Origin of the sequence: Sciscionella sediminilitoris (assembly GCF_000737195.2) — a bacterium.
Classification (GTDB): Bacteria; Actinomycetota; Actinomycetes; order Mycobacteriales; family Pseudonocardiaceae; genus Sciscionella; species Sciscionella sediminilitoris.
This window is the reverse complement of sequence record NZ_JALM01000068.1, coordinates 1-26,990: the sequence shown is the minus strand read 5'-3', so window position 1 is coordinate 26,990 and position 26,990 is coordinate 1. Positions and strand designations below refer to the sequence as shown.

Sequence of the window (26,990 nt, the reverse complement as noted above, 5' to 3'; positions counted from 1 at the left end):
CTCAGCCGGCCTGTTTGTCCTTGTCCCGCAAGCGTTGCGAGATGACCTTGGTGATCCCGTCGCCCTGCATGCTGACCCCGTAGAGCGCGTCGGCGATCTCCATGGTCGGCTTCTGGTGGGTGATGATGATCAGCTGCGAGGTGCCGCGCAGTTCCTCGAGCAGCCCGATGAGCCTGCGCATATTGGTGTCGTCCAGCGCGGCCTCCACCTCGTCGAGCACGTAGAACGGCGAGGGCCGGGCGCGGAAGATGGCCACCAGCATGGCGACCGCGACGAGCGATTTCTCCCCGCCGGACAGGAGCGAGAGCCGCTTGATCTTCTTGCCCGGTGGCCGGGCTTCCACATCCACCCCGGTGGTGAGCATGTCGTCGGGCTCGGTGAGGATCATCCGCCCTTCGCCACCGGGGAACAGTGTGGCGAACACGGTCTCGAATTCGCGGGCGACGTCCTCGTAGGCGGTCGTGAACACTTCGAGGATTTTCTCGTCGACCTCCTTGACCACGGTGAGCAGATCGCTCTGGGTCGCCTTGAGATCTTCGAGCTGGGTGGAGAGGAATTTGTACCGCTCCTCAAGGGCGGCGAATTCCTCGAGCGCGAGCGGGTTGACCTTGCCGAGGGTGGCGAGGTCCTTCTCCGCGCGCTTCGCCCTGCGCTGCTGGGTTTCCCGGTCGTAGGGTCCCGGCTGGGGCGCCACGACATCCTCGCCGCGTTCCTTGGCCGCCTCGTATTCGGCGATCTCGGTGGCGTTCGGTGGAACCGGGGCCGAGGGGCCGTATTCGTTGGCCAGATCCTCGAGCCCGATCCCGAATTCCTCGGTGATCTTGGCTTCCAGCTGTTCCAGGCGCAGCCGCTGTTCGGCGCGCAGCACCTCGTCGCGGTGCACCGCATCGGTGAGCTTGTCGAGCTCACTGGTGAGCTGGCGAACCTTGTTGCGGACCGCGTTCAGCTCCGTCTCGCGTTCGGCGCGCGCCTGCTTGGCGATATCGCGTTCCTCGGCGGCGCGGGCCAGGGACACCTCGATGCGCTCGATCGCGGTCTGGCCACTGCTCACCACGAGGGAGGCGATCCGCGCACCCTCCGCGCGGGCCCGTGCGAGCCGCTGGGCGCGTTCCCGTGCCTCCCGTTCGGCCCGGGCGGCACGCAGCAGCTGGTCCGCTTTTCCTTGCACACCACGGTGTCGCTCTTCCGCGGTGCGCTGGTTCAGCCTGCTGTCCACTTCGGACTGACGGGCCGCGTTGAGCGCTTCGGCGATGCGATCGCGTTCCTCGGTGTCCGGCTCCGCCTCGAGCGGCTCGGCGTCCTGGGCCGCCTTGTAGCGTTCCTCGACCTCGGCGAGTTTCTCCAGTGCCGTTGCCCTGGATCCCTCGATGCGGTCCCGTTGTTCGGTCAGCCGCTGCACCTCGGCCGCGGCACGCGAGGCGGTCTGGCGCAGCCCGTTGCGCACCTCGGCGGCGCGCGCGGCGTGCACCCGCGCCTCCCCGAGCGCGTCCTCGGCGGCCTTGACCTCTTCGCGGCGGGAGCGCTGTTCGGCCTGTGCGCCTTCGAGCGCGGCCGCGGTCTCCTGTTTGGCCGCCTCGTGTTCGGTGAGCCTTGCCTTGGCCTCGTCCACCGCGGCCTGCACCTCGATGGTGCTCTGTTTTCCTTCCACACCACCGATCGCCCACTGCGCGCCGAGCACATCGCCCTCGGCGGTGACCGCGGAGAGTTCGGGATGGTTCGTCACGATGCCGCGCGCCTGGCCCAGATCGGCGACCACGACCACGTTCTCGAGCGCGTGCCGCACCGCTTTCGCGATCGATTCGGGAGCGGTGACCAGATCGGCGGCGTACCGGGCCCCTTCGGGAAGCGCGATCCGTGGCGGCTCAGTGGCCCCGGACCCGCCGATCAGCAGTCCGGCCCGGCCCAGATCCTCGGAGCGGAGCAGTTCGAGCGCGCTGATCGCATCCTGTCCGGAGGCGACGGCGACCGCCTCGGCGACCTTGCCCAGTGCCGCGGCGAGCGCGACCTCGGCGCCCGGTTCCACGGTGAGCAGCGTGGCCACTTTGCCGAGCAGCCCAGGAACCCGGTCGCCCGCACCGAGCAGCGCGCCTGCGCCGTCCTTTGTGGACAGTCCGATGGAGAGCGCGTCGACGCGCGCCTTCTCCGAGGCGATCTCCCGTTCGGTGGCGCGTTCGGCCGCGGTGAGTTCCTCCACCCGCGCGGTCGCCGCCTCGAGTGCTTCCTTGGCCTGCTGACGCCGTTCCCGCAGCCCGTCGTCGGATTCCTCGGTCTCGGTCCCGTCCTGGTCCGCCTCGGCGAGCTCCTCGGCCGCCGCCTCGGCCCGTTCCCGCGCCTCGGCGAGGTTCGCGGCCAGCCGCTCGCCCTCCTCCTCGGTCGCGGTCACCTTGCCGCGCAAGGTTTCCACTTCCCCGGACAGCCGGGCCATGTCCTCGCGCCGGTCCGCGACCGCGCGCACCGCGGCCATGTGCGCCTTCTCCGCGGCCTGCGCCTCGCGTTCGAGTTCGGTGCGCCGCTCGGTGGCCTCCGCGAGCGCCTCCCGCGCCTCGGTCACCGCCTCGGCCAGCTCGGCCTCCTGCTCGGCGACCTGTTCGGCCTCGGCCTCGAGTTCATCCGGATCCCGTTGCCCGGACGGGTTTTCCACCTCCGCGGACAGGTGCCGGTGGCGTTCCTCGGCGAGCCTTACGGTGCCGCGCAGCCGTTCCGCGAGCGCGGAGAGCCGGTACCAGGTGTCCTGTGCCGCGTTGAGTTTCGGCGCGTCCGCCTCGAGTGCGGTCTCCAGCTCGGCCTGCTGTGAGGAGGCGACCTCGAGCGCCTGCTCCACCTCGCCGCGCCGCTGCCGGGCCTGCTGCTCGTCGGCCTGTTCCTTGCGCAGTTCCTCGCGCTGGGTCACCAGATCATCGGCGTACAGCCGCAGTTTCGCGTCCCGGAGCTCGGACTGCACGGTCTGCGCCTTACGGGCGATCTCGGCCTGTTTGCCCAGCGGTTTGAGCTGACGGCGCAGTTCCGCGGTCAGATCGTTGAGCCGGTTGAGGTTCGCCTCCATGGCCTCGAGCTTGCGCAGCGCCTTTTCCTTGCGCTTGCGGTGTTTGAGCACGCCCGCGGCCTCTTCGATGAAGGCCCTGCGCCCCTCCGGCTTGGACTCGAGGATCTGGGAGAGCTGCCCCTGGCCGACGATCACGTGCATCTCGCGCCCGATACCCGAGTCGGAGAGCAGTTCCTGCACGTCCATCAATCGGCAGGAGTTGCCGTTGATCTCGTACTCACTGGCCCCGTCGCGGAACATCCGCCTGGTCACCGAGACCTCGGTGTAGTCGATGGGCAGTGCGCCGTCATTGTTGTTGATGGTGAGCGTGACCTCGGCACGCCCGAGCGGGGCCTTGCCCGCGGTGCCCGCGAAGATGACGTCCTCCATCTTCCCGCCGCGCAGGTCCTTGGCGCCCTGGGTACCCATCACCCAGCGCAGCGCGTCGAGGACGTTCGACTTGCCCGATCCGTTCGGGCCGACAACGCAGGTGATCCCCGGCTCGAAGCGCAGTGTCGTGGCCGAGGCGAAGGACTTGAAGCCCTTCAGCGTCAAGCTCTTGAGGTGCATATGTGCACGGCCTCCCCGGTTTCGACTCCTCGAGGAAGCGTACCCGCGCCCGCCGCGCGGACCGCGCACCGCACCGCGTGTCGCGCCGATGAACCCGGTCGAGACCGTGGTATATGAGCCTGCTGGGGCCGATGTGACTGCTGTGCCCAGCGGTTCGGGAGAGCCTGCCGTCCGGCACCCTACCGTTCGACGAAGCCGCTGATCCCGCCGCGCGGTTCACTCCACCGGGTACTCACTCCGGTGACCCGGCCCGGCGAGGTGCCGCCCTCCAGCAGCGCGAGCAGCCGTTCGCAGTCGGGAACCGCGCCCTCGGCGATCACCTCGACCCGCCCGTCCCGCAGGTTGGCCGCACTGCCCACGAGCCCGAGCTCGAGTGCCCGCGAACGCACCCACCAGCGAAAACCGACCCCCTGCACCGTGCCCCGGACCCACGCGGTCAGGCGCGCGGGCCCCTTCGGCTTGCCGGATTCGTCGCCCATATTGCAAATGATAAAGTTCCCCCGGCTCTATCAGCCCGTCAGGAGTGACAGCTCATGAGCAATCCCCATTCTCGCGCGGAACAGGCTCCACCGGCCGCGTCGGCCGGGTCCCGGCCGTGGGCACTGCTTTCCATGTCCGGGGTCGCCGTGGCCACCCTGTGTGCCGCGGTGGCCGGTCTGGTCGGGAACGGTGACGAGCCGGGCAAGAACGTGGCCGCGGTCCAGCCGGGCACCCAGCAGGACGACGCGCACCAGCGGGTCCAGTCCCCGAACGGCCAGACGCAGGGGATGACCGCGCCGGCCACCACGACCAAGCGCGCCCCGGACGGTTCGATGGTCGTCGTCGCGATGCACCCGAACCCGGACGGCACCGTCACCACGATCACCACCCGCACCGCACCGGATGGCTCCACGACCACGTCCACCAACACCAATCCCCCCGGCGCCCCGGACAACCCCGGCAGGCCCGGAGGCAACCGGCCCGCACCGCCGCCGTGGACCCCGCCGACGAGTCACCCGACCCAGCCGACGAGCCGCCCCACGACGGATCCGCCGAGCAGCCCGACCTGGACGGCGAGCCCGATTCCGACGCACACCACGCCGCCCACCTCGGAAACGAGCTCGCCGCCGACCCACACCAGCACCTCGACCTCGGACCCGGGCGGAAGCGCGAGCACGCTGCCCGAGAACTAGAGCTGGAAGCGGTAGCCCATGCCCGGCTCGGTGAGCAGGTGCCGCGGGCGCGCCGGTTCCGGTTCGAGCTTGCGGCGTAGCTGCGCGAGATAGACGCGCAGATAGTGCGATTCGGTGGCGTACGCGGGTCCCCACACGTCCTGCAGCAGCTGTTTCTGCGCGACGAGCTTCCCGCGATTGCGGGTCAGCACCTCGAGCACGCCCCATTCGGTGGGAGTCAGGTGTACCTCGGTGCCGTCCCGGTGCACGGTCTTGCGCACCAGGTCGACGGTGAAGCTCGCGGTCTCGATCACCGCCTGCTCCCCCTCGGCGGGCGCGGTCGCCGCCCTGCGCACCGCGGCACGCAGCCGGGCGAGCAGTTCGTCCATGCCGAAGGGTTTGGTCACGTAGTCATCGGCGCCCGCGTCCAGTGCGGCGACCTTGTCCCCGGAATCGGTGCGCGCGGAGAGCACCAGGATCGGGATACTTGTCCAGCCCCGGATGCCCTCGATCACCTCCGCGCCGTCCAGGTCGGGCAGGCCGAGATCGAGCACCACCACATCGGGTTTGCCATCCGCCGCCGCGCGCAGGGCCGTGGCCCCGTCCGCCGCGGTGAGCACGGTGTATCCGCGCGCCGTGAGGTTGATCCGCAGCGCGCGCAGGATCTGCGGCTCATCGTCCACCACCAGCACCGTCGTACTCATGACCTGGGCTCCCTCTCCCTCGAGACCTGTTCGGCCGCACTGTCCTCGTTCGATACCGCGGCGACCGGCAGCGCGATCACGACCGTGAGCCCGCCGCCCGGGGTGTCCTCGGCCCGGATGCTGCCACCCATCGCCTCGGTGAACCCGCGCGCCACGGCGAGACCGAGGCCGACCCCGCTGCTGGAGTCCCGGTCCCCGAGCCGCTGGAACGGCGCGAACAGTTCCTCGGTGGCGTGCTTGGGGATCCCCGGACCGTGGTCGATGATGCGCAGCTGCCCCTCCCCCGCGTGTTCGCTGGCCCGCACCTCGACGACCGGTTCGCCTTCGCGCGCGGTGCCACGGCCGTGCCGCAGCGCGTTGTCGATGACATTGGCGACCACCCGCTCGAGCAAGCCGGGATCGGCCCACACCGGCGGAAGCGATTCGGCGACGTGCGCGGAAACGAGGCGCCGCTCGTCGATCCCGGCCATGGACCGCGCCACGATCTCGTCGAACCCGATCGCCTTGGACTGCACGGTCACCGCGCCGGTGGCGATCCGCGAGGAATCCAGCAGGTTCCCCACCAGCGCGGTCAACCGGTCCGTGGACTCCTCGATCGCGGCGAGCAGTTCCCCGGTGTCCGCCTCGGACAGCGCGAGTTCGGGATCGCGCAGGCTGCCGATACAGGCCTTGATCGAGGTCAGCGGGGTGCGCAGGTCGTGCCCGACCGCGGAGAGCAGAGCGGTGCGCAGTTCGGTGGCCTCCGCGTTGCGCTTCGACTCGGCGGCCTCCGCGGCCATCCGCTGCTGGCGCAGGGCGAGCAGCGCCTGCCCGGCCGCGGTCTCCAGGGTGCCCCGGTCGCGGGCCTGCAAAGCCTTGCCGCGCAACGAAAGGCTGACCTCGTCGGTGACCTTGACCTCCACATCCCCGGTGTCCGGCGCGGTGCACGGGTTGTCCCCGGTGGAGGCGACACAGGTCCAGCCGCCGCCACCGCGTTCGAGCAGCGCGGCCGAATCCTGGCCGAAGTTCTCCACGATCTTGGCCAGCAGCCGCGGCAGCGGATCGGGACGCATCATCACCCGCGCGTAGGAGGCGAGCAGCGCGGCCTCGGTGCGCGCCCGGGCCGCCTGGGTCGCCCGCCGTGCCGCACGGTCCACGACCAGGGCCACCAGCAGGGCGACCACGAGCATGGTGATCAGGGTGATCAGGTTCTCCGGGGTGGAGATGGTCAGGGTGCTCACCGGGGGCACGAAGAACCAGTTCAGCAGCAACCCGCCGAGCACCGCGGACAGCAGCGCCGGGCCGAGCCCGCCGACCAGCGCCACGACGACCGTGGCCAGCACGAACCCGGCGACATTGGTGGACATGTTGAACGTGCTGGCCAGCGCGATCCCGCCACCGGTGACCACACCGGGGGCCAGCACGCCGAGCACCCAGCCGAGGATCCGCCTGGTGCGGGACAACGGGCTGCGGGCGAACGGATTGCGCAGCCCGCGCGCCGCCTCGTCGTGGGTGACCATGTGCACGTCGATCGTGCCGGACTCGCGGACCACGGTGGCGCCGATTCCCTCGTCCAGCAGCCGCGCCAGCCGGGATCGCCGGGAGGTGCCCACGACCAGCTGGGTGGCGTTGACCCCGCGGGCGAATTCGAGCAGCGCGCTCGGCACATCGTCCCCGACCAGGGTGTGCCAGCTCGCGCCCAGTTCGTCGGCGAGCTTGCGGGCCTTGGCCACGGCGCGGGGATCCGCTCCGGCGAGCCCGTCCCCGCGCAGAATGTGCAGCGCGAGCAGTTCCCCGCCGGCACGGTTCGCGATCCGGCGCGCCCGCCGCAGCAGGGTCTCCGATTCCGGTCCGGTGGTCACCGCGACCACGACACGCTCGCGGGTCTCCCAGGTCTCGGTGATGCTCTGCTGTTCGCGGTACCGCTGCAGCGCCACGTCGACCTGGTCGGCGACCCACAACAGGGCCAGCTCGCGCAGCGCGATCAGGTTTCCCGGCCGGAAGTAGTTGCCCAGCGCCGCGTCGATGCGCTCGGCCGAGTAGACGTTGCCGTGCGCGAGCCGCCGCCGCAGCGCCTCCGGGGTGATGTCCACCAGCTCGACCTGTTCGGCGGCGCGCACCACCTCGTCCGGGACCGTCTCCTGCTGGCGTGCCCCGGTGATCGTGGTGACCACGTCGTTGAGGCTTTCCAGGTGCTGCACGTTCACCGTGGACAGCACGTCGATCCCGGCCGCGAGCAGTTCCTCGATGTCCTGCCAGCGTTTGGGATTGCGCGAACCCTCCACATTGGTGTGCGCGAGCTCGTCCACGACGACCACCTCGGGCGCGCGGGCGAGCACCGCCTCCACGTCGAGCTCGCCGAACTCACGATCGCGGTGGCGCAGCTGTTTGCGGGGCAGCACTTCGAGCCCGTCGAGCAGCGCGGCGGTCTTCTTCCGCCCGTGCGTCTCGACGAGCCCGATCACCACATCGGTGCCGCGCTCATGGCGCCGGTGTGCCTCGCCGAGCATGGCGAAGGTCTTCCCGACCCCTGGCGCGGCACCGAGGTAGATGCGCAGCTCTCCCCGCCGCTTCGAATCCGTCACAGTACTTAGTGTGCACCCAGTTTCTTGATCGCGAGGTTGAGCTGCAGCACGTTCACCGTCGGCGCGCCGAGCACGCCAAGCTGGCGGCCCGCGGTGTGCTCGGCGATCACCCGCCGCACCGCGCCCGGGTCGAGGTGGTTGACCCGGGCGACCCGGGGCGCCTGCAACGCGGCGTAGGCGGGGCTGATGTCCGGATCGAGCCCGGAACCCGATGCGGTGACCGCGTCGGCGGGGACCCGGTCCGGGGTGACGCCCTCGCGTTTGGCGATGGCCTCCTTGCGTTCGAGCACCAGTCCGCGCAGCTCGGTGCTGTCCCCGGACAGGTTGGAGCCCCCGGATGTGCTCGGATCGGCCGGGCCGAGCGCGCCCTTGGCGCTCGCCGAGGCTCGGTTGTGGAAGTACGGGTCCGCAGCGGGGTTCTTCGCCACCGGGTCGACCCCGATCAGCCGGGAACCGACGACCTGACCGTCCAGTTTCACCTGGGATCCCTCGGCGTTCGACTGCAACCCGGGAATCCGGGAAACCCCGTACACCGCGAGCGGATAGCAGATCCCGAGGATCACGGTGAGCACGATCAGCAGCCGCAGCCCCGCCCCGGCCTGCCGTAGTACAGCGGTGAACCAGCGCATTGGCTCATGCTCCAATCAGTCGGCCGATGACCAGGTCGATCAGCCAGATGCACACGAAGGGGGTGACGACCCCGCCGAGCCCGTACACGAGCAGGTTGCGGCGCAGGAGTTTCGTCGCGGAGACCGCGCGATAGCTCACCCCGCGCAGGGCGAGCGGGATCAGCCCGATGATGATCAGCGCGTTGAACACCACCGCGGACAGGATCGCCGAGGTCGGCGAGGCCAGGTGCATGATGTTCAGCCTGCCGAGCTGCGGATAGATCCCGGCGAACATGGCGGGCAGGATCGCGAAGTATTTGGCGAGGTCGTTGGCCACGCTGAAGGTGGTCAGCGCGCCGCGGGTGATCAGCAACTGTTTGCCGATCCGCACGATCTCGATCAGCTTCGTGGGATCCGAATCGAGATCGACCATGTTTCCGGCCTCTTTCGCCGCCGCGGTCCCGGTGTTCATCGCGACCCCGACATCGGCCTTCGCGAGCGCGGGGGCGTCGTTCGTGCCGTCCCCGGTCATCGCGACCAGCCGCCCGCCCTCCTGTTCCTTGCTGATCAGCGCGAGTTTGTCCTCCGGCGTGGCCTCGGCGAGGAAGTCGTCCACCCCGGCCTCCTCGGCGATCGCCTCGGCGGTCAACGGGTTGTCCCCGGTGATCATCACGGTGCGGATGCCCATGGCGCGCAGTTCCGCGAACCGTTCGCGCATCCCGGGTTTGACCACGTCGGAGAGCCGGATCACCCCGCGCACCACCGCGCGGCCGTCCACGAGTTCCGCGCACACCAAGGGAGTTCCCCCCTCGGCGCTGATCGTGTCCACGCATGTTTGTGTCTTGTCCGGCACGGTGCCGCCGTGTTCGGCGACCCAGGCGCAGACCGCGGTGGTGGCCCCTTTGCGGACCTGGCGGGCGCCGAGGTCGATGCCGCTCATCCTGGTGCGCGCGGTGAACGGCACGAACTCGCCGTCCTGTTCGGCCTCCCCAGCTTCGGCGGCGAGACCGTAGCGCCGCACGCACAGGTCCACGATGCTGCGGCCCTCGGGTGTTTCGTCGGCGAGACTGGAAAGGCGCGCGGCCTCGGCGAGCGCCTGTTCGTCGCCGAACGCGATGAGCTCGGTCGCCTGCCGGTTCCCGAAGGTGATCGTCCCGGTCTTGTCCAGCAGCAGCGTGTCCACATCACCCGCGGCCTCGACCGCGCGCCCGGACATGGCGAGCACATTGCGCCGCACCAGCCGGTCCATGCCCGCGATCCCGATCGCGGACAGCAGCGCGCCGATGGTGGTCGGGATGAGACAGACCAGCAACGCGGTCAGGGTGACCACCGACTGCTGGGATCCCGAATAGGCGGCCATCGGCTGTAGCGCGAGCACCGCGAGCAGGAAGATGATCGTCAGTACCGAGAGCAGGATGGTCAGCGCCACCTCGTTCGGCGTCTTCTGCCGCGAAGCGCCTTCCACGAGCCCGATCATCTTGTCCACAAAGGACTCGCCCGGCTTCGTCGTGATGCGCACGACGATCCGGTCGGAGAGCACCGTGGTCCCGCCGGTCACCGAGGACCGGTCGCCGCCGGATTCCCGGATGACGGGCGCGGATTCACCGGTGATCGCGGACTCGTCCACGGTCGCGATCCCCTCGATGACGTCCCCGTCGCCCGGGATCGTCTGCCCGGCCTCGACGACCACGTGATCCCCGATGTCCAGATCGGTTCCGGAGATCTCGGTGACCGAACCGTCCTCGGCGAGCCTGTGCGCCACGGTCTCTTTTTTGGTGCGGCGCAAGGATTCCGCCTGCGCCTTACCGCGGCCCTCGGCCACCGCCTCGGCCACGTTCGCGAAGAAGACGGTGAACCACAGCCACAGTGCCACCGCGACCGAGAAACCGGGCTGGCCGCTGCCGGTGATCAGCTGCCCGATGGCGAACACGGTGACCAGCACCGAGCCGATCCACACCACGAACAGCACCGGATTGCGCATCTGGTGGCGCGGGCCGAGTTTGCGCAAGGCGTCCGGGACGGCCTTGGCGATCTGCGCGGTACCGAAGGCGCGCGCGGCCGGTTTTTCGTTGTCCTGCTTGGGTTCCACTTCGGGTTCCCGGGTCTTGGCGATGGTCATGCTAATGCCTCCGCGATGGGTCCGAGCGCGAGCGCGGGGACAAAGGTCAGTGCGGCGACGAGGACCACGGTCCCGCCGACGAGCGAGGCGAACATCGGCCCTTGGGTGGGCAGGGTGCCCGCCGAGGGCGGAGTCTTGCGCTGTTCGGCGAGCGCCCCGGCCAGCCGCAGCACGGCGAGGATCGGAACGAACCGGCCGAACAGCATGGCCACCCCGAGTGTCGCCTCGAACCAGTCATTGGTGACGGTCAGCCCGGCGAAGGCGCTGCCGTTGTTGTTCGAGGCCGATCCGTAGGCATAGAGCACTTCGGAGAGGCCGTGTGCCCCGGAATTGGTCATCGCCGCCCCGGTTCCGGGCAGCAGCAGCGCGATCCCGGAACCGAGGAGCACCAGCGCGGGCATCGCCAGGATCGCGATCGCCGCGCAGGTGACCTCCCTGCGCCCCAGTTTCTTGCCCAGGTATTCCGGGGTTCGCCCGACCATGAGCCCGGCGAGGAACACCGCGATGATCGCGATGACCAGGATCGAGTACAGCCCGGTCCCCACCCCGCCCGGAGTGAGTTCGGCGAACAGCATGTTCAGCAGGGCGCCACCGCCGCCGAGCCCGGTCAGCGAATCGTGCGCGGCGTTCACCGCCCCGGTGGAGGTTCCGGTCGTGGAATCGGCGAACAACGCGGAGCCCGCGATCCCGAACCGGGACTCTTTTCCTTCCATGGCCCCGCCCGCCAGCAATGCGGCCGGTCCGTTCGGGTGCGATTCGGCCCACCAGATGACCGCGAGCATCAGCCCCCAGAGCGTGCCCATGACCGAGAGCAGCGTGTAGCCCTGTTTGCGGCTGCCGACCAGTACCCCGAAGGTCCGGGTCAGGCTGACCGGGATCACCAGGATCAGGAAGATCTCGATCAGGTTGGTCCAGCCCTGCGGGTTCTCGAAGGGATGCGCGGAGTTTCCGTTGAAGATCCCGCCGCCGTTGGTGCCGAGCTCCTTGATGACCTCCTGGCTCGCGGCCGGGGCGAGCGCGGTGGTGTGCTGCATCCCGTCGATACCGGTGGAGGTGAACCCCGAGCTCAGGCTCATCACCACACCACCGGCCACGAGCAGGATGGCGAACACAAACGAGATCGGCAGCAGTACCCGGACACAGATCCGGGTCAGGTCCACCCAGACGTTGCCGATCCGGTCGGTGTTCGCCCGCACGAACCCGCGCACCAGCGCGATGGCCACGCAGATCCCCATGCCCGCGGACACGAAGTTCTGCACCGTCAGCCCGACCATCTGCACGACATGGCCCATGGCCTCTTCGGGCGTGTAGGACTGCCAGTTGGTGTTCGTCACGAAGCTGACCGCGGTGTTGAACGCGGTCGCCGGATCCACCGCCGGCCGGCCGAAGTTCAGCGGCAGGATCGCCTGCAGCCGCTGCAACAGGTACAGCAGCACGATCGAGACGAAGGAGAACCCGAGCACCCCGGCGGCATAGGTGGTCCAGCGCTGACCGGAATCGGGATTGACCCGGATGACCCGGTAGATACCGCTCTCGAGTTTCCAGTGGCGCTCACTGGTGAACACGCGTGCCATGTAGTCGCCGAGCGGTTTGTACGCGGCGGCAAGGCACAGCAAAAGGACGCCGATCTGCAACAGACCGGCCCAGAGATCCGACATTTTCTAGAATTTCTCCGGTCGAAGAAGTGCGAAAGCCAGGTAACCAATCAAGGCGAGCCCCAGAATCCCGCCGATAATGTTCGCGACGACACCGACGCCACTCATAGCTTCTCCAGCCCGCGCAGACTCAGTGTCAGGACGGCGAACGCGGCGATCAGCAGCACCGCGTACGCGAGGTCGGCCATGACTTCTCACCTTTCCCATTGGCATCCCCTGGATTGGGGACGACGCCATGCAAGCGTGCGCTATCCGTAGCCCTGGGACAGCGGGCATGACGGGCTCTTGACGCGATACCGCACCCCATTGACGCGATCTTGATGCCGGTTTCGCCGGGCCCCGGAAAACGGCCACACAGGGCGACGAAACTCGTGGCCCGTTTCACACGATTGGGTGTAATGGTCGGATGACCAGCGGTGACCACATTCCGTGTGCAGCCAAAGACGACAAACGGCACTTATCACTCTTGTCACATGGTCGTATCATAGCTGTTACATAGTTAGCTAATACAATTAATGGTCAAGGAGGACCCTATGTGCGGAATCGCGGGCTGGGTGGCGTTCGATCGCGACCTACGCGCGGAACAGGCGACCGTAGACGCGATGACCGAAACCATGGCCTGCCGCGGACCCGACGACCGGGGAACCTGGATCGACAAGCACGGCGCGCTCGGTCACCGCAGGCTGGCGATCATCGACCTGCCCGGCGGCCGTCAGCCGATGAGCGTGGACACCCCGAACGGCAGCGTCGCCATGGTCTACTCCGGGGAGACCTACAACTTCACCGAACTGCGCAACGAGCTCGTCTCCCGCGGGCACACGCTGCGCACCGATTCGGACACCGAGGTCGTGCTGCACGCCTACCTGGAATGGGGACCGGCGATGGCGGAGCGGCTCAACGGCATGTACGCCTTCGCCATCTGGGACGGCCGCGAGGACAAGCTGGTCATGATCCGCGACCGGATGGGCATCAAGCCGTTCTACTACTACCCCACCGCCGACGGAGTGCTGTTCGGGTCCGAACCCAAGGCCATCCTCGCCAACCCGCTCGCCGAGCACACCGTCACCCTCGACGGCATCCGCGAGATGTTCGCCTTCATCAAGACCCCGGGCCACGCGATCTGGGACGGCATGCGCGAAGTAGAACCGGGCACCGTGGTCACCGTCGCCAAGGGCGGGATCCGCGAGCACGTGTACTGGAGCCTGCAGACCCGCGAGCACCCCGATGACCAGGCCGCCTCGGTCGAGCACGTGCGCGAGCTGCTGCACGACATCGTGCGCCGCCAGCTGATCTCCGATGTTCCGCGCTGCACCCTGCTCTCCGGCGGACTCGACTCCTCGGCGATGACCGCGATCGCGGCCAACCAGCTCGCCGAGGAGGGCAAGTCGGTGCGCAGCTTCGCGGTCGATTTCGTCGGCCAGACCGAGAACTTCGTTGCCGACGAGCTCCGGGCCACCCCGGACACTCCGTACGTGCACGACGTGGCCGCGAAGTCCAAGACCGAGCACCAGGACATCGTGCTCGACTCCGACCAGCTTGCCGATCCCGATGCCCGGTCGAAGGTGATCCAGGCCCGCGACATCCCCACCGGCCTCGGCGATATGGACACCTCGCTGTACCTGCTGTTCAAGGCGATCCGGCAGCACTCGACCGTCGCGCTCTCCGGCGAGTCGGCCGATGAGGTGTTCGGCGGCTACAAGCAGTTCTTCGACCCCGAGGTGCGCAAGGGCACCACCTTCCCGTGGCTCTCCCAGCTCAAACACCTCGGCGACGACGCCCCGCTGCTGCGCCGCTCCCTGCTCGACGTGCTCGATCTGCCCGGCTACATCCGGGACAGCTACTCCACCGCGGTCGGCGAGGTCACCCGCCTGGACGGGGAGAGCGAGCTCGAATGGCAGATGCGCAAGATCAGCTACCTGCACCTGACCCGGTTCGTGCGCATCCTGCTCGACCGCAAGGACCGCGCCTCCATGGCTGTCGGGCTCGAGGTCCGGGTGCCGTTCTGCGACCACCGCCTCGTCGAGTACGTCTACAACGCTCCGTGGGCGCTCAAGACCTACGACGGCAGGGAGAAGTCGCTGCTGCGCGGCGCCGCGGCGGATGTGCTCCCGCAGTCGGTGGTGGACCGGGTGAAATCGCCCTACCCCTCGACCCAGGACCCGAAGTACGCGGTCAAGCTCAAGGAACACTGCGGGGACCTGCTCGCCAAGCCCTCGCACCAGGTGTTCGACCTGATCGACCCGGACACCCTCCGCAAGGCCGTGGAGAACAAGGAGCCGCAGATCGATCAGGCCTCGCGGAAGGTCCTCGAGCGCGCACTCGACCTCTCCCTCTGGATGGACATGTACTCTCCGACCATCAAGACGGCCTGAGAACAGAGATGAGCACATGACGGTGAGCGAGGAACGGGCACTGTCCCTCGTTGTCGCGCTGCACCGGCTCCAACGCAGCCTGCGGCACGCGGCAGGCGGTGGGCGCGCCTCGCCCACCGCCCTCATCGTGCTGACCCAACTGCACCAGCACGGGCCACTGCGCATCGGCACCATCGCCGAGCGGGTGCCCTGCTCGCAGCCGACCGCCACCATGGTCGTCGCCGGGCTCGAGGCCGAAGGACTCGTGGACCGGCGGCCCGATCCCGACGACGGCCGCGCCACCCAGGCGGTGCTCACCGAACAGGGCAGGGAAGAACTGCGCACCTTCGGCAACAGCCAGGCCAAGGTGCTCGCCGAACGGCTCGACACCCTTCCCGCCGCACAGCGGGACTCGGTGCTCGCCCTGGACGAGGCGCTGCGCAAACTGGCGGAGCCGAGTTAGCCGGTCGCCATCAGGGCGTGCCCGTCCGGATCGGTGATCGTGGCCGCGTATCCCCACGGCTGCGTGCCTGGTTCGATCAGTACCCCGGCCCCCGCCTGCCGCGCCCGCTCGACGAACTCGTCCACCTCCGCGGGCGACCCGAGCGCGAGCCCGAGCACGCATTCCTTGGCTTCCCCGGTGCTGACCGGTTCGTTCCCGATCACCCAGCCGAATCCACCGGTCGGGGCGAACATCAGCTCGGTGTGCTCGTTCAGCGCGAACCGCAGCGGCTCGGGCAAGCCGTCCTCGGCCGGTTCGCCCGAGGTTTCGAAGCCGAGCGCCCGGTAGAAGGCGGCGGTGCGCATCCGGTCCGTGGTCGGCAGGGCAATGGTGATCGTGGTCATGGCGGATCCTCTCCTCGTTCTCCAGGGTCACCCCACCGACGAACGGGGATCGGGATCCGGGACATCTCCCGGACCGGGGCGCCTGCCCGCTGGAGGCCGGGCAGGCGCGCCGGTCACGCTTGTCGGACCGCGGCGAGCGCGCGATCCGGGGCGGGCTGCAGCACCCGTTTGGCCAGCGGGGCGAACACGAGTGCGAGCACCAGCCACAGCACCGCCTGGGTGCCGATCGCGGCGACCCGGAAGTTCCACAGGGTGTCCGCGGGGAAGGCCTTGGGTACCTCGTCGACTCCCGGCATCAGCGCCGCACAGACCGCGACGAGCACCACGTAGCCGAGGGCGGCGAGCAGGCCCGCGGGGTAACCGCCGAACCGTTGCCGCAGCGCACGATAGGTGAACACCGCGAGGACGGCGAGCACGACCGAGGCCAGCATCATGCCGAAGTACTCGCCGGTGCGCTGTCCGATCGTGTCCGGCTCCCCGACCGCGGGCGGGTTCGCCGGGTACTTCAGGAACGGCACGAGGTACACCACGCAGAACCCGAGCACACCGAGACTCGCCGCGCTCGCTCCCGCTGTCGTGGTGCCGATCCGGCCGTGCGCGAGGGCGAACACCAGCGCGTAGATGCCCCCGATCGCGATACCGAACACGATGACGGCCACGGCGAGCCCGAGCCCGCCCTGCACCGCCCTGCTCACCAGTTCCGGTCCCTCGGGTTCGCTCGCGTGCGCCTCCTCGAAACCGATCGCGTTCCCGATCGAGGGTTCGCCGAACAGCTTCCCGAACACGAACGCGAGCGCCCCGGCCACCAGGCCCGCGAGCATGCCGCGGACCAGAAGTTTTCCGACCATCGAAGTATTTCTCCCGCTCAGTGGCAGGGACTCAGTGACAAGGGAACCCGAGCAGGTGCCTGCCGTCGTGCACGAACTCGTGCACGCTCATGCCGGGGAACATCGCCAGCGCACCCTGCTCGGAGGAAATGAAGTAGATGGCGAGCAGCAGAATGACGCCCGCGAAGATGAGCCATGGCGCGACCTGGCGAATCGGGATCGCGGGCAGTGCCGCGGGGGTCGCCGGAACCGAATGTGTCGCCATTTGCAGTTGCCTCCTAGGGATAACGCGTCCCGCTCGGTACTCACTCCTCGATTCGGGGTCTGGCTCCCGGGATTTCTCCCGGTCACAGTGGCGCGACCGCACCGGATTTCCACCGGCTTCCCGTCGTCGAGGCGCTGCTCGAAGTTACGGCAGCGACACTGACCGCGTCAATGTGTCGGAAATCAACCGGATCAGCCAGGATGTCGGCGTGCGAGTGATCCTGCTGTGCCATGCCGAGACGAAGGCGACCGCGAGTACGACCTTCCCGGGCGACGAACCACTCACCGCGCGGGGGCGCGCCCGGGCCGCCGAGCTGACCGCCCCGCGCGCCGAACTCCTCCTGCACGCCCCGAGCACGCAGTGCCGCGAGACCGCCGAGGCGCTCGGGCTCGATGCGCGGGCCGAGCCGGCGCTGAACGGCTGCGATCACGGCATCTGGCGCGGACGCGCCATCGACGACGTGCTCTCCACCGAACACGAGGCACTCACCCGCTGGCTGACCGACCCGAGCGCGGCGCCGCACGGCGGAGAACCGGTCACCGGGCTGATCAAGCGGGCCGGTGCCTGGCTGGACGGGCTCGACCGGGTCAACTCGGTGCTGGCGATCGCCGAACAGTCCTTCATCCGGGCGGCGCTGGTGCACGCCATCGACGCCAAGCCCAGCTGCTACTGGCGGATCGACATCGCCCCACTCGAGCGGGTGGTGCTCACCGGCCGGATCGGGCGCTGGCACCTGCGCGTCGGCGCGTGAGCCCGGACCAGTCCCGTTTGGCCAGCCTGCGCCCGAACTGGTGCAGCGGCCGCTCCACGAAGCGATAGGTCAACTCCACGACCAGCGCGGTGGCCAGCAGCGCGAGCACCACGGCGAGCCCGAGCGGCAGCTGCGTGTACAGCGCGGTCAGCACCGGGAAGAGCACCACCCCGTGCAACAGGTAGATCGCGTAGGTGCGTTCGGAGAGCGCCGTCCAGATCGGCCGCTCGCGCAGGTGTTTCTCGGCGAGCAGACCGAGTACGAACAGCACGACGGCCACCGCGATCGGGAACGGACGCAGGATGTAGGCCTCGTCGAAGTGAGCGCGCGCCGCCCACAGGAACAGCAGCCAGCCGAACAGCAGGAACACGCCCGCGGCGGCCATCGGGATCTTGCGCTGCCACGCCGCCCAGATCACCTGGCCCATGATCGGCACGAGCAGGTACGCGAACAGCGAGGCGAAGGCCGCGTACTGCCTGCCGAACAGATCGTGGGTGAGGAAGACCGCGACCACCAGGTTGAACTCCACGAGCAGCGCGAGCAGCGGGGACCGCCGGAACAGCGGGGTCAGCAGCACGAGCAGGATGTAGAACAACACCTCGATGAACAGCGTCCACGCCACGGCCACGTACGAGTCGAGCGGTTTCAGGGTGAAGTTGTAGAAGAACAGGTTGGCGAACACCTTCGACGGCGTCACCGGTTCCGGGTTCCCGGTGACCAGCGGCGAGAAACCGAGGAACACGGCCACGAGCGCGAGCACGAACGCGGCGATGAACAACGGGTAGATCCGGAAGAACCGATTCACCGCGAACCGTGCCCCGCCCATCCGGATCGCGATCGGGGTGACCACGAGCCCGCTGGTCAGGAAGAAGGCGGGAACCGAGATCCCGCCGGGTCCCTGATCGCCGAAACCGAGCGGGATGAACAGCCAGTGATCCAGCCAATCGAGCAGGCCGAGGTGCAGTCCCCTGCCGTGCAGGAAAACCCACTCCAGGTGGGAGTACACGATCAGGATCGCCGCGATCGCGCGCATGATGTCGATGAACGCGACCCGTTTCTTGTCCGCGACGGGTGTGACACGTCGGCGCAGCCAGCCGGGCATCCGATAGCGCCGCGCCGATTCCGCACTCTCGGGTTCCGCACTGGCCGGTTCTGGGCTGGCGAGTTCTGGGCTGGCAGGTTCTGCACTGGCGGGTTCTGCGCTGACGGCTCCGATGCTCGCAGCTTCGGAGCTCGTGGATTCCGGTCTGACCGGTTCCTCGACGGCTTGTTCTTCGCCCGCTTGATCTTCTGCGGCCTGTTCCTCGGCCGGCTCGGGTTCGGTGATGCGCTCGATCACCGCGGTCTCGGCACTGTCGGGTTCGGCGTGGCCCCGCTCGGGCACCGCCTCGATGGGTGCCGTTTCGGCCGGGTCCGGCGCCGCGTGCCGTCCCCGTTGGCGCTCTCCCGCGCGCGCTCGCGGTGGTGACACCACGCCGACTCCAGCCCTTCACGATCCCGCCCGATAACCGGATTCCGCAGGACACAGTACCTCGTCACGCGGTCATCCCGCGCCGAAACCCGGAACAGCACGATCGGTCACCGGGCGAGCGCGATCAGCCCGGAAACCGGGCGAAACCGCTCAGTCATGCCTTCACCCGAGCACGGGGCCGGGTCTGGCAGCGCGGGCAGAAGTAGGACGAGCGGTTCATGAACGGCTCCCTGCGGATCACCGTTCCACAACGAGAACAGTGTTCACCATCGCGGCCGTAGACCGAGAGCGATCGGTCGAAGTAGCCGGACTGGCCGTTGACGTTCACATAGAGCGCGTCGAAGGAGGTGCCGCCGGCGCCCAGTGCCTCGCGCATCACCGCGGTCGCCGCCTCGAGCACGGCGCCGACCTGGGCGGACCGCAATCGTTCCGTCGGCCGCGACCAGTGCAAGCGGGCCCGCCAGAGCGCCTCGTCGGCGTAGATGTTGCCGATCCCGGACACCAAAGACTGGTCGAGCAGCGCGCGTTTGAGCTCGGTGCGTTTGCGGCGCATCGCGGTGATCACGGCATCCGGTACGAACCCGGGTTCGAGCGGATCGGCCGCGATGTGCGCGATCGGCTCGGGAACCCCGTCGAGAAGGTCTTCGACCGAGAGCCCACCGAAGGTGCGCTGGTCGACGAATCGCAGCTCGGGTCCTTCGTCGGCGAACCGGACCCGTACCCGCAGGTGCGTCTCTGCCGGCGCGTCCGGCGGCTGGATGAGCAGCTGCCCGCTCATTCCGAGATGACCGAGCACCGCCTCACCGGCGCTGGTCGGCAGCCACAGGTATTTGCCCCTGCGCCGGGCCGCGAGGAATCGGGTGCCGCGCAGCCGTGCGCCGAAATCATCGGCGCCGGGGACGTGCCTGCGCACGGCACGCGGATGCAGTACCTCGACGGCGGCGATCTCCCTGCCGAGTACGTGTGCCTCGAGGCCGGTTCGGACGACCTCGACCTCGGGAAGTTCGGGCACTCGATCTTCTTCCGCTGAGTCTTGTCCGGCTGGGGTTTCTCCCGCTCAGCCTTCTTCGCCGTCGCCGGTTCCGAACTCGGCGGACAGCGTGCGCCAAGCCGCCTCCGCCGCCTTCTGCTCGGCTTCCTTCTTCGTCTTGCCGATCCCGTTGCCGTGCGCGGTGGAGCGCACGAACACGGTCGCGGTGAACTCCTTGCGGTGGTCGGGCCCGTCCTCGGCGATCTGATACTCGGGCACACCGAGCCCGTTGGCTGCGGTGAGTTCCTGCAGGCTGGTCTTCCAGTCGAGGCCCGCCCCCAGATTCGGGGCCTCGGCGAGCAGCGGATCGAACAGCCGGTGCACGCATCCGGTTGCGATCTCGATCCCGTTCTGCAGGTACACCGCGCCGATCATGGCTTCGAGGCCGTCGGCGAGAATGCTCGCCTTGTCCCGGCCTCCGGTGAGTTCCTCGCCCTTGCCGAGCAACAGGTGCGCACCGAGCCCACCGGGCCCGAGCTCGCGCGCCACCGAGGCGAGCGCGTGCATGTTAACCACGCTCGCCCGCAGTTTCGCGAGCTGGCCCTCCGGCAGATCCGGATGAGTGCGGTACAGGTGGTCGGTGACGACGAGACCGAGTACGGAGTCTCCGAGGAACTCCAACCGCTCGTTCGGCGGAAGACCACCGTGCTCGTACGCGTAGGACCGATGCGTGAGCGCGAGCGTGAGCAGGTCGTCGTCAATCGCCACGCCGAGCGCTTCGAGCAGTGGCCCCCGGTCCGGGGACGCATTGCCCTGCTGGCGATCCGGCACGAGCGACGCCCTGGTCAGTTGGCGGGTTCGACGACCCGCCGACCGTCGTACTGGCCGCACGACGGGCAGGCGACGTGCTGGAGCTTCGGCTGGCGGCAGGCGCGGTTCGAGCAAGCCACGAGGTTCGGCGCAGTCGTCTTCCACTGCGAACGGCGCGTACGCGTGTTCGAGCGCGACATCTTCCGCTTCGGGACGGCCACGAGGTTTCTCCTTGAGTCTGAGAACTAGCCTTGGGAACTAGTCTTGGTTCTGCTCGGGGCCACCGAAACGCTCGCGCAGCGCGGCCCACCGAGGATCAATTCTCTCATGCGTGTGTCCGGGCTCGAGATCGGCCCACTTCCTGCCGCAATCCACGCACAGACCGGGGCAGTCCGGGGAGCACAGCGGCGCCTGGGGCAGCGCGAGCACCAGGGCGTCCCGCACGATCGGCTCCAGGTCGGCGAGGTCGTCGACCAGCCGGAACACCTCGTCGGACTCGGTGGTCTCCTCGGTGGTGCTCTCCGGGTACGCGAACAGCTCCATGACCTCGGCGCCCGTCTCGCCGTGCACCGGATCCAGGCAGCGCATACAGGCGCCCGTGTAGTCCACGCTCGCCGTCCCGCTCACCAGCACGCCCTCCACGACCGCCTCGGCGAGCAGGTCCAGCCGGACCGGAGCGTCCTCGGCGATGGTCACCACATCGGGCACACCGAGCTCCATCCCGATCGGAGCCTCGTACTCGTAGGTCCTGGATGTACCGGGGCGCCTGCCGAGCATGCGGGTGTCGAGCACCCACGGATTCACCGAACCACGGCGTGTTTGCTGCTGCGACACTGTCATCCCTCGATCGGCACGGCTGCTTGTCGACCCCCGCCGTACAGGTTACGCGAGGTAATCGTGGAACGCGAAGAGAGTTCCTAGGCCGTGTAGTCGAAGGGCACGTCCAAGTCGTTGTGCTGCTGACGCTGCGGTTCCTGGTACTGCTGCTCCTGGTATTGCTGCTGCTGATACTGCTGCTGGTACTGGGGTGAAGGCTGCGGGGGCATTCCCTGCGGGCGCAGATGTGCCCGGCCGTTGTCGATGGTGCGCATCGTGTGGTGCAGCAGGTCCTCGAACTCGGCGAGTTTGGTATCCACGTACACATCACAGTCCGCGCGCACCCGATCGGTCTCGGCGTGCGCCGCCTCGACGATGCGCGTGCCCTCGGCCTGCGAGGCGCGCACCACCTCGGACTGGGAGACGAGCCGGTCCTGTTCGGCCTGCCCGGCGGCGACGGCCTGCTCATAGTTGGCCTGGCCGGCGTCGCTGAGCCGCTCGTACTCGGCCCGGCCCGCCTCGATGGTCTGATTCGCCTCCGCCTGCGCGGCCTCGAGCATCTCCTCGACCTTGCGCTGGGCTTCGGCGAGCATCCGCTCGGCTTCTTCCCGCGCGTTCCCGGTCGTCTCCTCGGCCTCGAGATTGGCCTTGGAGATGGTCTGCTCGGACTCGTGCTCGGCGGTGGCCACGATCTCGTCCCGGCGATCGAGCACGTCCTGGGCGTCGTCGAGCTCGCTCGGCAATGCGTCCCGCACATCGTCGAGCAGCTCGAGCACATCGCCTCTCGGCACGACACAGTTCGCCGTCATCGGGACGCCGCGCGATTCCTCGAGGATGGTTACGACCTCATCGAGGGCTTCGAACACCCGGTACACGATCCACACTCCTGACCCAACGTCACCGCGTCGTTGTTTCCCCGACAGTGTGACTCGCGGGTGCGGTCATTTCCCGGATGCCGGGCGCCCTGGCGTGTCCCCTACGTGCTCAGGCGCCCACGTTGACGAGCGAGAACGACTTGTAGTGATCGTCTGTGTAGAAGTACTCGGAACCTTTTCCGGTGACGAACCGCCGCGCACCCCGGTCATCACTACCCGGAGTCTTCACGGTGAATTCGTGGTAGTACCCGGAATCACATTTCGGCAGAATTCCCTCACGATTGCTGAACACCGTGCCGTCCTGCGGATACGGGTACGGACCGCCCTTCTTGATCAGGTTCACCGTGTCGGTCGCCTCCTTCGGCAGCGTGGAGAGGTCGACCTTCTTGTAGCTCGAGGTGTCCCCGCAGTTCGGTTGCGCGGCGACGGCGTGAGCGGTGTGCGTGGCCAGGCCCGGATCGCCGACAGCGGGCCCGGCGCAGCCGAGCAGCGCGGCAAGCGCGAAGACACCGGCGAGCACCGGGGCGAGGAAGCGGTTGCGAATGTGGCCTGTGTTCGGTGTGCGCATGACCGGTGACCCTAACCGCCCCAGGTGTCCTCGGGCTTTCTTCGCGGTGAAAGATTCTCCGCGTGAGTGACGACGAAGGAACCATCATCCGCAAGGCACAGCGCGCCGACGTATCCGCGATCGTCGCGATGCTCTCCGACGATTTCCTCGGCGCGAAGCGTGAGTACCCCGCCGACGATCCGCGCTATCTCGAGGCATTCGACCGGATCGACACCGACCCGAGCGAACTGCTGGTCGTAGCCGAGTCGGGTGGCGAACCGGTCGGCACTCTCCAGCTGAGCTGGCTGCCCGGACTGTCCAGGGGCGGAGCGCTGCGGGCGCAGATCGAGGGTGTCCGGGTGCGCTCCGATCAGCGTGGGAACCGGCTCGGCGAACGCCTGGTGCGCTGGGCGGTGGACCACGCCCGCGACGAGGGTGCGGTCCTCGTTCAGCTCACCTCGGACCTGAAACGGACCGATGCGCACCGGTTCTACGAGCGGCTCGGTTTCGAGCACACCCACATCGGGATGAAGCTCGCCCTCAGCTGAGCGAGGACTGACTCGGCGCCGGCTCAGTCCTGCGCGAGCCGCTCAAGCAGCCGCTCGTGCACGGTGGCCGGGAGCAGCCCGTCCACCGTTCCGCCGTGCGCGGCGACCTCCTTGACCAGCGAGGAGGACAGGAAGGAGTAGCGCGGACTGGTGGGCAGGAACAGCGTCTCGACTCCGGTGAGGCCATGGTTCATCTGCGCCATCTGCAACTCGTAGTCGAAATCACCAGCCGCGCGGATCCCCTTCACGATCGCGGGGGCCTGCTCGGCCCGGCAGTAGTCGACCAGCAGGCCCTCGTAGGAGTCGGCGCGCACATTGCCGAACTCCTCGGTGACCTGCGCGATCATCGCCAGCCGCTGCTCCACGGTGAACAGGGTGCGCTTGTTCTTGTTGATCCCCACCGCGACGATGACCTCGTCGAACAGGCCGCTGGCCCGCTCGATCACGTCGAGGTGCCCGTTGGTGATCGGATCATAGGAACCGGGACAGACCGCTCTGCGCATGGCTGTGCAGCCTAACCGCCCGTGAACACCGCCTGGTGCACGGTGGTCTCTCCGTAGCGGCGTGCCCGCACCGGTTCGAGGCCGTGCGGCCAGTTCGGTTCAGTGGCGCGCGCGGATGTCTCGAGTACGAGCATGGCGTCCTCGGCCAGCCAGCCTTCGGTCAGTTCTTGCAGCACGGTGCCCAGTTGGGGTTCGGCGATGGCGTACGGCGGATCGGCGAGCACCAAATCGAACGAGGCCGCCGGGGATGTGGCGAGCACGGTCTCCACTTTGCCTCGCACCACCTGCGATCCGGTGAGACCGAGCTCGACGAGGTTGGCGCGCAGCACCCCGGCCGCACGGCCGTCGGATTCCACGAACACGGCCTCGTGAGCGCCACGGGAGAGCGCCTCGATACCGAGGGCGCCGGATCCGGCGTAGAGGTCAAGCACCCGGCCGGTCACCCGGTCATCGGATTCGAGCGCGGAGAACAGCGCCTCGCGAACCCGTTCCGCGGTCGGCCGCGTCCCCTTCGGCGGCACCTTGATCCGTCTGCCACCGACGCTGCCTGCGACGATCCTGGTCACCGCGCCTCCGGGCCACGCGGATGCGGGTGCGCTGTCACGAGTTCCAGTTTACGCGGCCCCCGGACGGCAACATTCACCGACCAGGGGCGGACGTACGCGCGCACGCGACGTAAGCTCGAGCGTCTGAGATTACCGGCCGGGGAGGCACGGCGGATGATCTCAGGCGTTCAGGAGCGGGTAGCTAGCGGAGCGATGGGTGTCCAGAACGACGACGGATGAGGGCCTGGCAGCTCAGGCCGCCGAGATCGCGATCGAGCAGCGCCACGTCGACCGGGTGTACGCCAGGGTCACCGAGCTGCGGACGCACGCGGAATCCATGCGAGACAAGGGTTTCGCCGTCGCGGACGGCGCGCGCAACGAGGACGAGCTCGAGGCGGGACAGATGCTGCTGCAGCGCGACATCATGGTCGCGCACGCCTCCAAGGTGCTGCAGTCGCTCGACGCCGAACATGAGGGACTGGTGTTCGGCAGGCTCGACCTCGTCGACGGGGAAACCATCTACGTCGGACGGCTCGGCATCCGCGACGAGGAGTACAACAACCTGGTCACCGACTGGCGCGCCCCCGCGTCGGCCGCGTTCTACCAGGCCACCGCCGACCAGCCGATGGACGTGATCCGCCGCAGGGTGATCCGCTCGAGCGGGGGGACGGTCACCGATATCGACGACGACCTGCTCATGCCGGACCACCTCGGCGAGGGGCTGCGGGTGGTCGGCGAGGGCGCGCTGATGGCCTCGCTGTCCCGGGCACGCGGCGAGCGGATGCACAACATCGTGGCCACCATCCAGAAGGAACAGGACGAGGCGATCCGCGCCCCGGCCAAGGGGGTCACCCAGATCACCGGCGGCCCGGGTACCGGAAAGACCGCGGTCGCCCTGCATCGCGCGGCCTACCTGCTCTACCGGGACCGCCGCGCGATGGCCGGTTCGGGGCTGCTGGTCGTCGGCCCTTCTCCGGTGTTCACCAACTACATCTCCCGCGTGCTTCCCTCGATCGGTGAGGACTCCGCGGAGCTGCGTTCGCTCGGGGAGGTGTTCGACGGGGTCCGCGCCACTCGACAGGATGGTGCGGAGCTGGCCACCCTCAAGGGTGAGGAGCGGATGCGCAAGGTGCTGCGCTCTGCGGTGCGGCTCGCCCCGGAGGATGCTCCCGGGGAACTGCGCACCACCTACAAGGGCCAGGTGCTGCGCCTCGAGGGACGCGAGCTGGCCAGGCTGCGACGCAAGGTGCACGCACGCGGCGGACTGCCGAACGCGTCCCGGGTGATCGCCGCGGAGATGCTGCTGGAGGCCTTGTGGGACAAGGCTTCCACGCTCGCCGAGAACTCCGGCGGCGAACTGTCCTTCGATCGCGCGCAGTTCCTCGACGATATGGCGGAACGGCTCGATTTCCACCGCTTCGTGGTGCGGTTCTGGGTGCTCGCCTCCCCCGCCGATGTGCTGCGCGGGCTCGCCGACGAGCGCAGGCTCGCGCGTGCCGCGGGCAAGACCCTCACCGCGTCCGAGGTACGGACACTCGCCGCCTCGTTCGCCGGGATCGAGGAACAGGGTTTCACCGTCTCGGACATCCCGTTGCTCGACGAACTACGGGTGCTGCTCGGTCATCCGCGCAAGCGCTCGGGCCGCAGCGCCGGTCTGTCGATGCCTCAGGTCTACGAGGAATACGCGCACGTGGTCGTGGACGAGGCCCAGGACCTGTCCCCGATGCAGTGGCGCATGGTCGGACGGCGCGGCCGATTCGCAAGCTGGACGATCGTCGGCGACCCGGTGCAGTCCTCTTGGGCACGGCCGGAGGAATCGGTCGCCGCGATGCGGACCGCACTCGAACGGCAGAGCGCATGGCGTGACTTCACACTCGCCACCAACTACCGGAACTCGGCGGAGATCTTCGGGCTCGCCGCACGCGTGGTCGCCCCCTACACTGAGAGCGAGCTACTTCCGGACGCAGTGCGCGCCACCGGGGTCGAGCCGCGCATCCATTCCGGCACCGCGCCGGAGGATGTGCGCGCGGCGGTAAGCGAACTGCTCGATTCGGTGGCGGGCACAGTCGGTGTGATCACCGCGATGGACCGGGTCACCGAGGCTAGCGGCTGGCTGGACAGGTTCACCGATGACCGGATCCGCGTGGTGGGCAGCCTGGATGCGAAGGGGCTCGAATACGACGCGGTTGTGCTCTACGAACCGGATGAGCTCATCGCAGAATCAGCCGCCGGACGGCGCGGACTCTACGTTGCACTGACCCGGGCGACCCAGGAATTGATCGTACTGGCTAGCGGAATGAACTGGCTTCCTGACTGACTATCGCACCCAACTCGTTCCAGCACGAGGAATCACCTCCTTACAGAGCCGCTCCGGCTTCACGTTGTCATCGGCCGGCGATGAGCGAATTTGCTGAAGAAAACCGATCGACTGTCAGCATCACCACCACACCTTGCTAAGGGGTGTCTCGTAAC

At 68.5% G+C, this 26,990-nt stretch carries 26 protein-coding genes and 1 riboswitch; of the genes, 6 read left to right on the top strand and 20 right to left on the bottom strand.

Translation table 11 applies throughout. The annotated features are described in order from the left end of the window. Window position 1 precedes the first annotated feature (1 nt). Window positions 2–3,592, bottom strand: a complete 3,591-nt coding sequence (gene smc, locus AD72_RS24325) for a chromosome segregation protein SMC (protein ID WP_031468888.1) — start codon at window positions 3,590–3,592, stop codon at window positions 2–4. A 179-nt stretch (window positions 3,593–3,771) separates the two neighbouring features. Next, the gene (locus AD72_RS24320; protein WP_031468887.1) at window positions 3,772–4,071 is read right to left on the bottom strand and encodes an acylphosphatase; all 300 of its coding nucleotides are present in this window, start codon (window positions 4,069–4,071) and stop codon (window positions 3,772–3,774) included. Window positions 4,072–4,125: 54 nt separating this feature from the next. Between AD72_RS24320 and AD72_RS24315 the strand changes: the two genes are divergently transcribed. Next, the gene (locus AD72_RS24315) at window positions 4,126–4,764 is read left to right on the top strand and encodes a hypothetical protein (protein ID WP_156365358.1); all 639 of its coding nucleotides are present in this window, start codon (window positions 4,126–4,128) and stop codon (window positions 4,762–4,764) included. On the opposite strand, the gene AD72_RS24310 is transcribed toward AD72_RS24315, so the two are convergent. The 6 genes from AD72_RS24310 to kdpF are packed head-to-tail and all read right to left on the bottom strand — an operon-like array spanning window position 4,761 to window position 12,501. Next, window positions 4,761–5,447, bottom strand: a complete 687-nt coding sequence (locus AD72_RS24310; RefSeq protein ID WP_031468885.1) for a response regulator — start codon at window positions 5,445–5,447, stop codon at window positions 4,761–4,763. The genes AD72_RS24315 and AD72_RS24310 overlap by 4 nt on opposite strands. Next, window positions 5,444–8,011, bottom strand: coding sequence for a DUF4118 domain-containing protein (locus tag AD72_RS24305; protein WP_051898957.1), 2,568 nt, complete (start codon window positions 8,009–8,011; stop codon window positions 5,444–5,446). Before AD72_RS24305 ends, AD72_RS24310 begins: the two co-directional genes overlap by 4 nt. Before the next feature lie 5 nt (window positions 8,012–8,016). After that, window positions 8,017–8,640 (bottom strand): K(+)-transporting ATPase subunit C, encoded by a 624-nt coding sequence (kdpC, locus tag AD72_RS24300; protein ID WP_031468883.1) that lies wholly within the window; start codon window positions 8,638–8,640, stop codon window positions 8,017–8,019. Between the two features lie 4 nt (window positions 8,641–8,644). Then, window positions 8,645–10,738, bottom strand: coding sequence for a potassium-transporting ATPase subunit KdpB (kdpB, locus tag AD72_RS24295; RefSeq protein ID WP_031468882.1), 2,094 nt, complete (start codon window positions 10,736–10,738; stop codon window positions 8,645–8,647). Next, window positions 10,735–12,396, bottom strand: coding sequence for a potassium-transporting ATPase subunit KdpA (gene kdpA, locus AD72_RS24290; RefSeq protein WP_031468881.1), 1,662 nt, complete (start codon window positions 12,394–12,396; stop codon window positions 10,735–10,737). The genes kdpB and kdpA overlap by 4 nt, the downstream gene beginning before the upstream one ends. A 3-nt stretch (window positions 12,397–12,399) precedes the next feature. Further along, the gene (kdpF, locus tag AD72_RS35920; protein WP_082469131.1) at window positions 12,400–12,501 is read right to left on the bottom strand and encodes a K(+)-transporting ATPase subunit F; all 102 of its coding nucleotides are present in this window, start codon (window positions 12,499–12,501) and stop codon (window positions 12,400–12,402) included. Between the two features lie 425 nt (window positions 12,502–12,926). On the opposite strand from kdpF, the gene asnB reads away from it, so the two are divergent. Both asnB and AD72_RS24280 read left to right on the top strand, forming a co-directional pair. After that, a complete protein-coding gene (gene asnB, locus AD72_RS24285; RefSeq protein WP_031468880.1) occupies window positions 12,927–14,765 on the top strand; it encodes an asparagine synthase (glutamine-hydrolyzing) in 1,839 nt (612 codons plus the stop codon). Between the two features lie 16 nt (window positions 14,766–14,781). Next, complete coding sequence (locus AD72_RS24280; protein ID WP_031468879.1) at window positions 14,782–15,207, top strand: MarR family winged helix-turn-helix transcriptional regulator; 426 nt, start codon at window positions 14,782–14,784, stop codon at window positions 15,205–15,207. On the opposite strand, the gene AD72_RS24275 is transcribed toward AD72_RS24280, so the two are convergent. The 3 genes from AD72_RS24275 to AD72_RS24265 all read right to left on the bottom strand — a co-directional run bounded on the left by AD72_RS24275 (window position 15,204) and on the right by AD72_RS24265 (window position 16,682). Further along, entirely contained in the window at window positions 15,204–15,590 is a 387-nt protein-coding gene (locus tag AD72_RS24275; protein ID WP_031468878.1) for a VOC family protein, read from the bottom strand. The genes AD72_RS24280 and AD72_RS24275 overlap by 4 nt on opposite strands. A 113-nt stretch (window positions 15,591–15,703) precedes the next feature. Beyond that, window positions 15,704–16,438, bottom strand: a complete 735-nt coding sequence (locus AD72_RS24270) for a CbtA family protein (protein WP_031468877.1) — start codon at window positions 16,436–16,438, stop codon at window positions 15,704–15,706. 31 nt (window positions 16,439–16,469) lie between these two features. Further along, window positions 16,470–16,682: a CbtB domain-containing protein gene (locus tag AD72_RS24265; protein WP_020502433.1), complete on the bottom strand. Its 213-nt coding sequence runs from the start codon at window positions 16,680–16,682 to the stop codon at window positions 16,470–16,472. Between the two features lie 13 nt (window positions 16,683–16,695). Further along, a riboswitch (cobalamin riboswitch) is annotated at window positions 16,696–16,860 on the bottom strand. On the opposite strand from AD72_RS24265, the gene AD72_RS24260 reads away from it, so the two are divergent. Then, window positions 16,855–17,433 carry a histidine phosphatase family protein gene (locus AD72_RS24260; RefSeq protein ID WP_197285061.1) on the top strand — a complete coding sequence of 193 codons (579 nt, stop codon included), beginning with the start codon at window positions 16,855–16,857 and terminating at the stop codon, window positions 17,431–17,433. It overlaps the preceding riboswitch by 6 nt. Here the strand turns inward: AD72_RS24260 and AD72_RS24255 are convergent. The 7 genes from AD72_RS24255 to AD72_RS24225 all read right to left on the bottom strand — a co-directional run bounded on the left by AD72_RS24255 (window position 17,390) and on the right by AD72_RS24225 (window position 22,943). Continuing rightward, a complete protein-coding gene (locus tag AD72_RS24255; RefSeq protein WP_156365357.1) occupies window positions 17,390–18,904 on the bottom strand; it encodes an acyltransferase family protein in 1,515 nt (504 codons plus the stop codon). The two genes, AD72_RS24260 and AD72_RS24255, sit on opposite strands and share 44 nt — an antisense overlap. A gap of 154 nt (window positions 18,905–19,058) precedes the next feature. Continuing rightward, window positions 19,059–19,916 carry a bifunctional DNA-formamidopyrimidine glycosylase/DNA-(apurinic or apyrimidinic site) lyase gene (gene mutM, locus AD72_RS24250; RefSeq protein ID WP_031468874.1) on the bottom strand — a complete coding sequence of 286 codons (858 nt, stop codon included), beginning with the start codon at window positions 19,914–19,916 and terminating at the stop codon, window positions 19,059–19,061. A 45-nt stretch (window positions 19,917–19,961) separates the two neighbouring features. Further along, entirely contained in the window at window positions 19,962–20,705 is a 744-nt protein-coding gene (gene rnc, locus AD72_RS24245) for a ribonuclease III (RefSeq protein WP_063890793.1), read from the bottom strand. A gap of 14 nt (window positions 20,706–20,719) precedes the next feature. Beyond that, complete coding sequence (gene rpmF, locus AD72_RS35915) at window positions 20,720–20,905, bottom strand: 50S ribosomal protein L32 (RefSeq protein ID WP_082469130.1); 186 nt, start codon at window positions 20,903–20,905, stop codon at window positions 20,720–20,722. Window positions 20,906–20,942: 37 nt separating this feature from the next. Beyond that, the gene (locus AD72_RS24235) at window positions 20,943–21,524 is read right to left on the bottom strand and encodes a YceD family protein (RefSeq protein WP_031468871.1); all 582 of its coding nucleotides are present in this window, start codon (window positions 21,522–21,524) and stop codon (window positions 20,943–20,945) included. 77 nt (window positions 21,525–21,601) lie between these two features. Next, window positions 21,602–22,375, bottom strand: a complete 774-nt coding sequence (locus AD72_RS24230; RefSeq protein ID WP_231644948.1) for a DivIVA domain-containing protein — start codon at window positions 22,373–22,375, stop codon at window positions 21,602–21,604. A 109-nt stretch (window positions 22,376–22,484) separates the two neighbouring features. Further along, complete coding sequence (locus AD72_RS24225; RefSeq protein ID WP_031468869.1) at window positions 22,485–22,943, bottom strand: guanyl-specific ribonuclease; 459 nt, start codon at window positions 22,941–22,943, stop codon at window positions 22,485–22,487. 62 nt (window positions 22,944–23,005) lie between these two features. Between AD72_RS24225 and AD72_RS24220 the strand changes: the two genes are divergently transcribed. Continuing rightward, on the top strand, window positions 23,006–23,470 hold the full coding sequence (locus AD72_RS24220) for a GNAT family N-acetyltransferase (RefSeq protein WP_031468868.1): 465 nt from the start codon (window positions 23,006–23,008) through the stop codon (window positions 23,468–23,470). Window positions 23,471–23,493: 23 nt separating this feature from the next. Here the strand turns inward: AD72_RS24220 and coaD are convergent, their stop codons facing one another. Then, window positions 23,494–23,973: a pantetheine-phosphate adenylyltransferase gene (gene coaD / locus AD72_RS24215; RefSeq protein ID WP_031468867.1), complete on the bottom strand. Its 480-nt coding sequence runs from the start codon at window positions 23,971–23,973 to the stop codon at window positions 23,494–23,496. Between the two features lie 11 nt (window positions 23,974–23,984). Then, window positions 23,985–24,539 carry a 16S rRNA (guanine(966)-N(2))-methyltransferase RsmD gene (gene rsmD / locus AD72_RS24210; RefSeq protein ID WP_031468866.1) on the bottom strand — a complete coding sequence of 185 codons (555 nt, stop codon included), beginning with the start codon at window positions 24,537–24,539 and terminating at the stop codon, window positions 23,985–23,987. Between the two features lie 196 nt (window positions 24,540–24,735). Between rsmD and AD72_RS24205 the strand changes: the two genes are divergently transcribed. Next, window positions 24,736–26,835 carry a HelD family protein gene (locus tag AD72_RS24205; RefSeq protein WP_082469129.1) on the top strand — a complete coding sequence of 700 codons (2,100 nt, stop codon included), beginning with the start codon at window positions 24,736–24,738 and terminating at the stop codon, window positions 26,833–26,835. The last annotated feature ends 155 nt before the right edge of the window (window positions 26,836–26,990 follow it).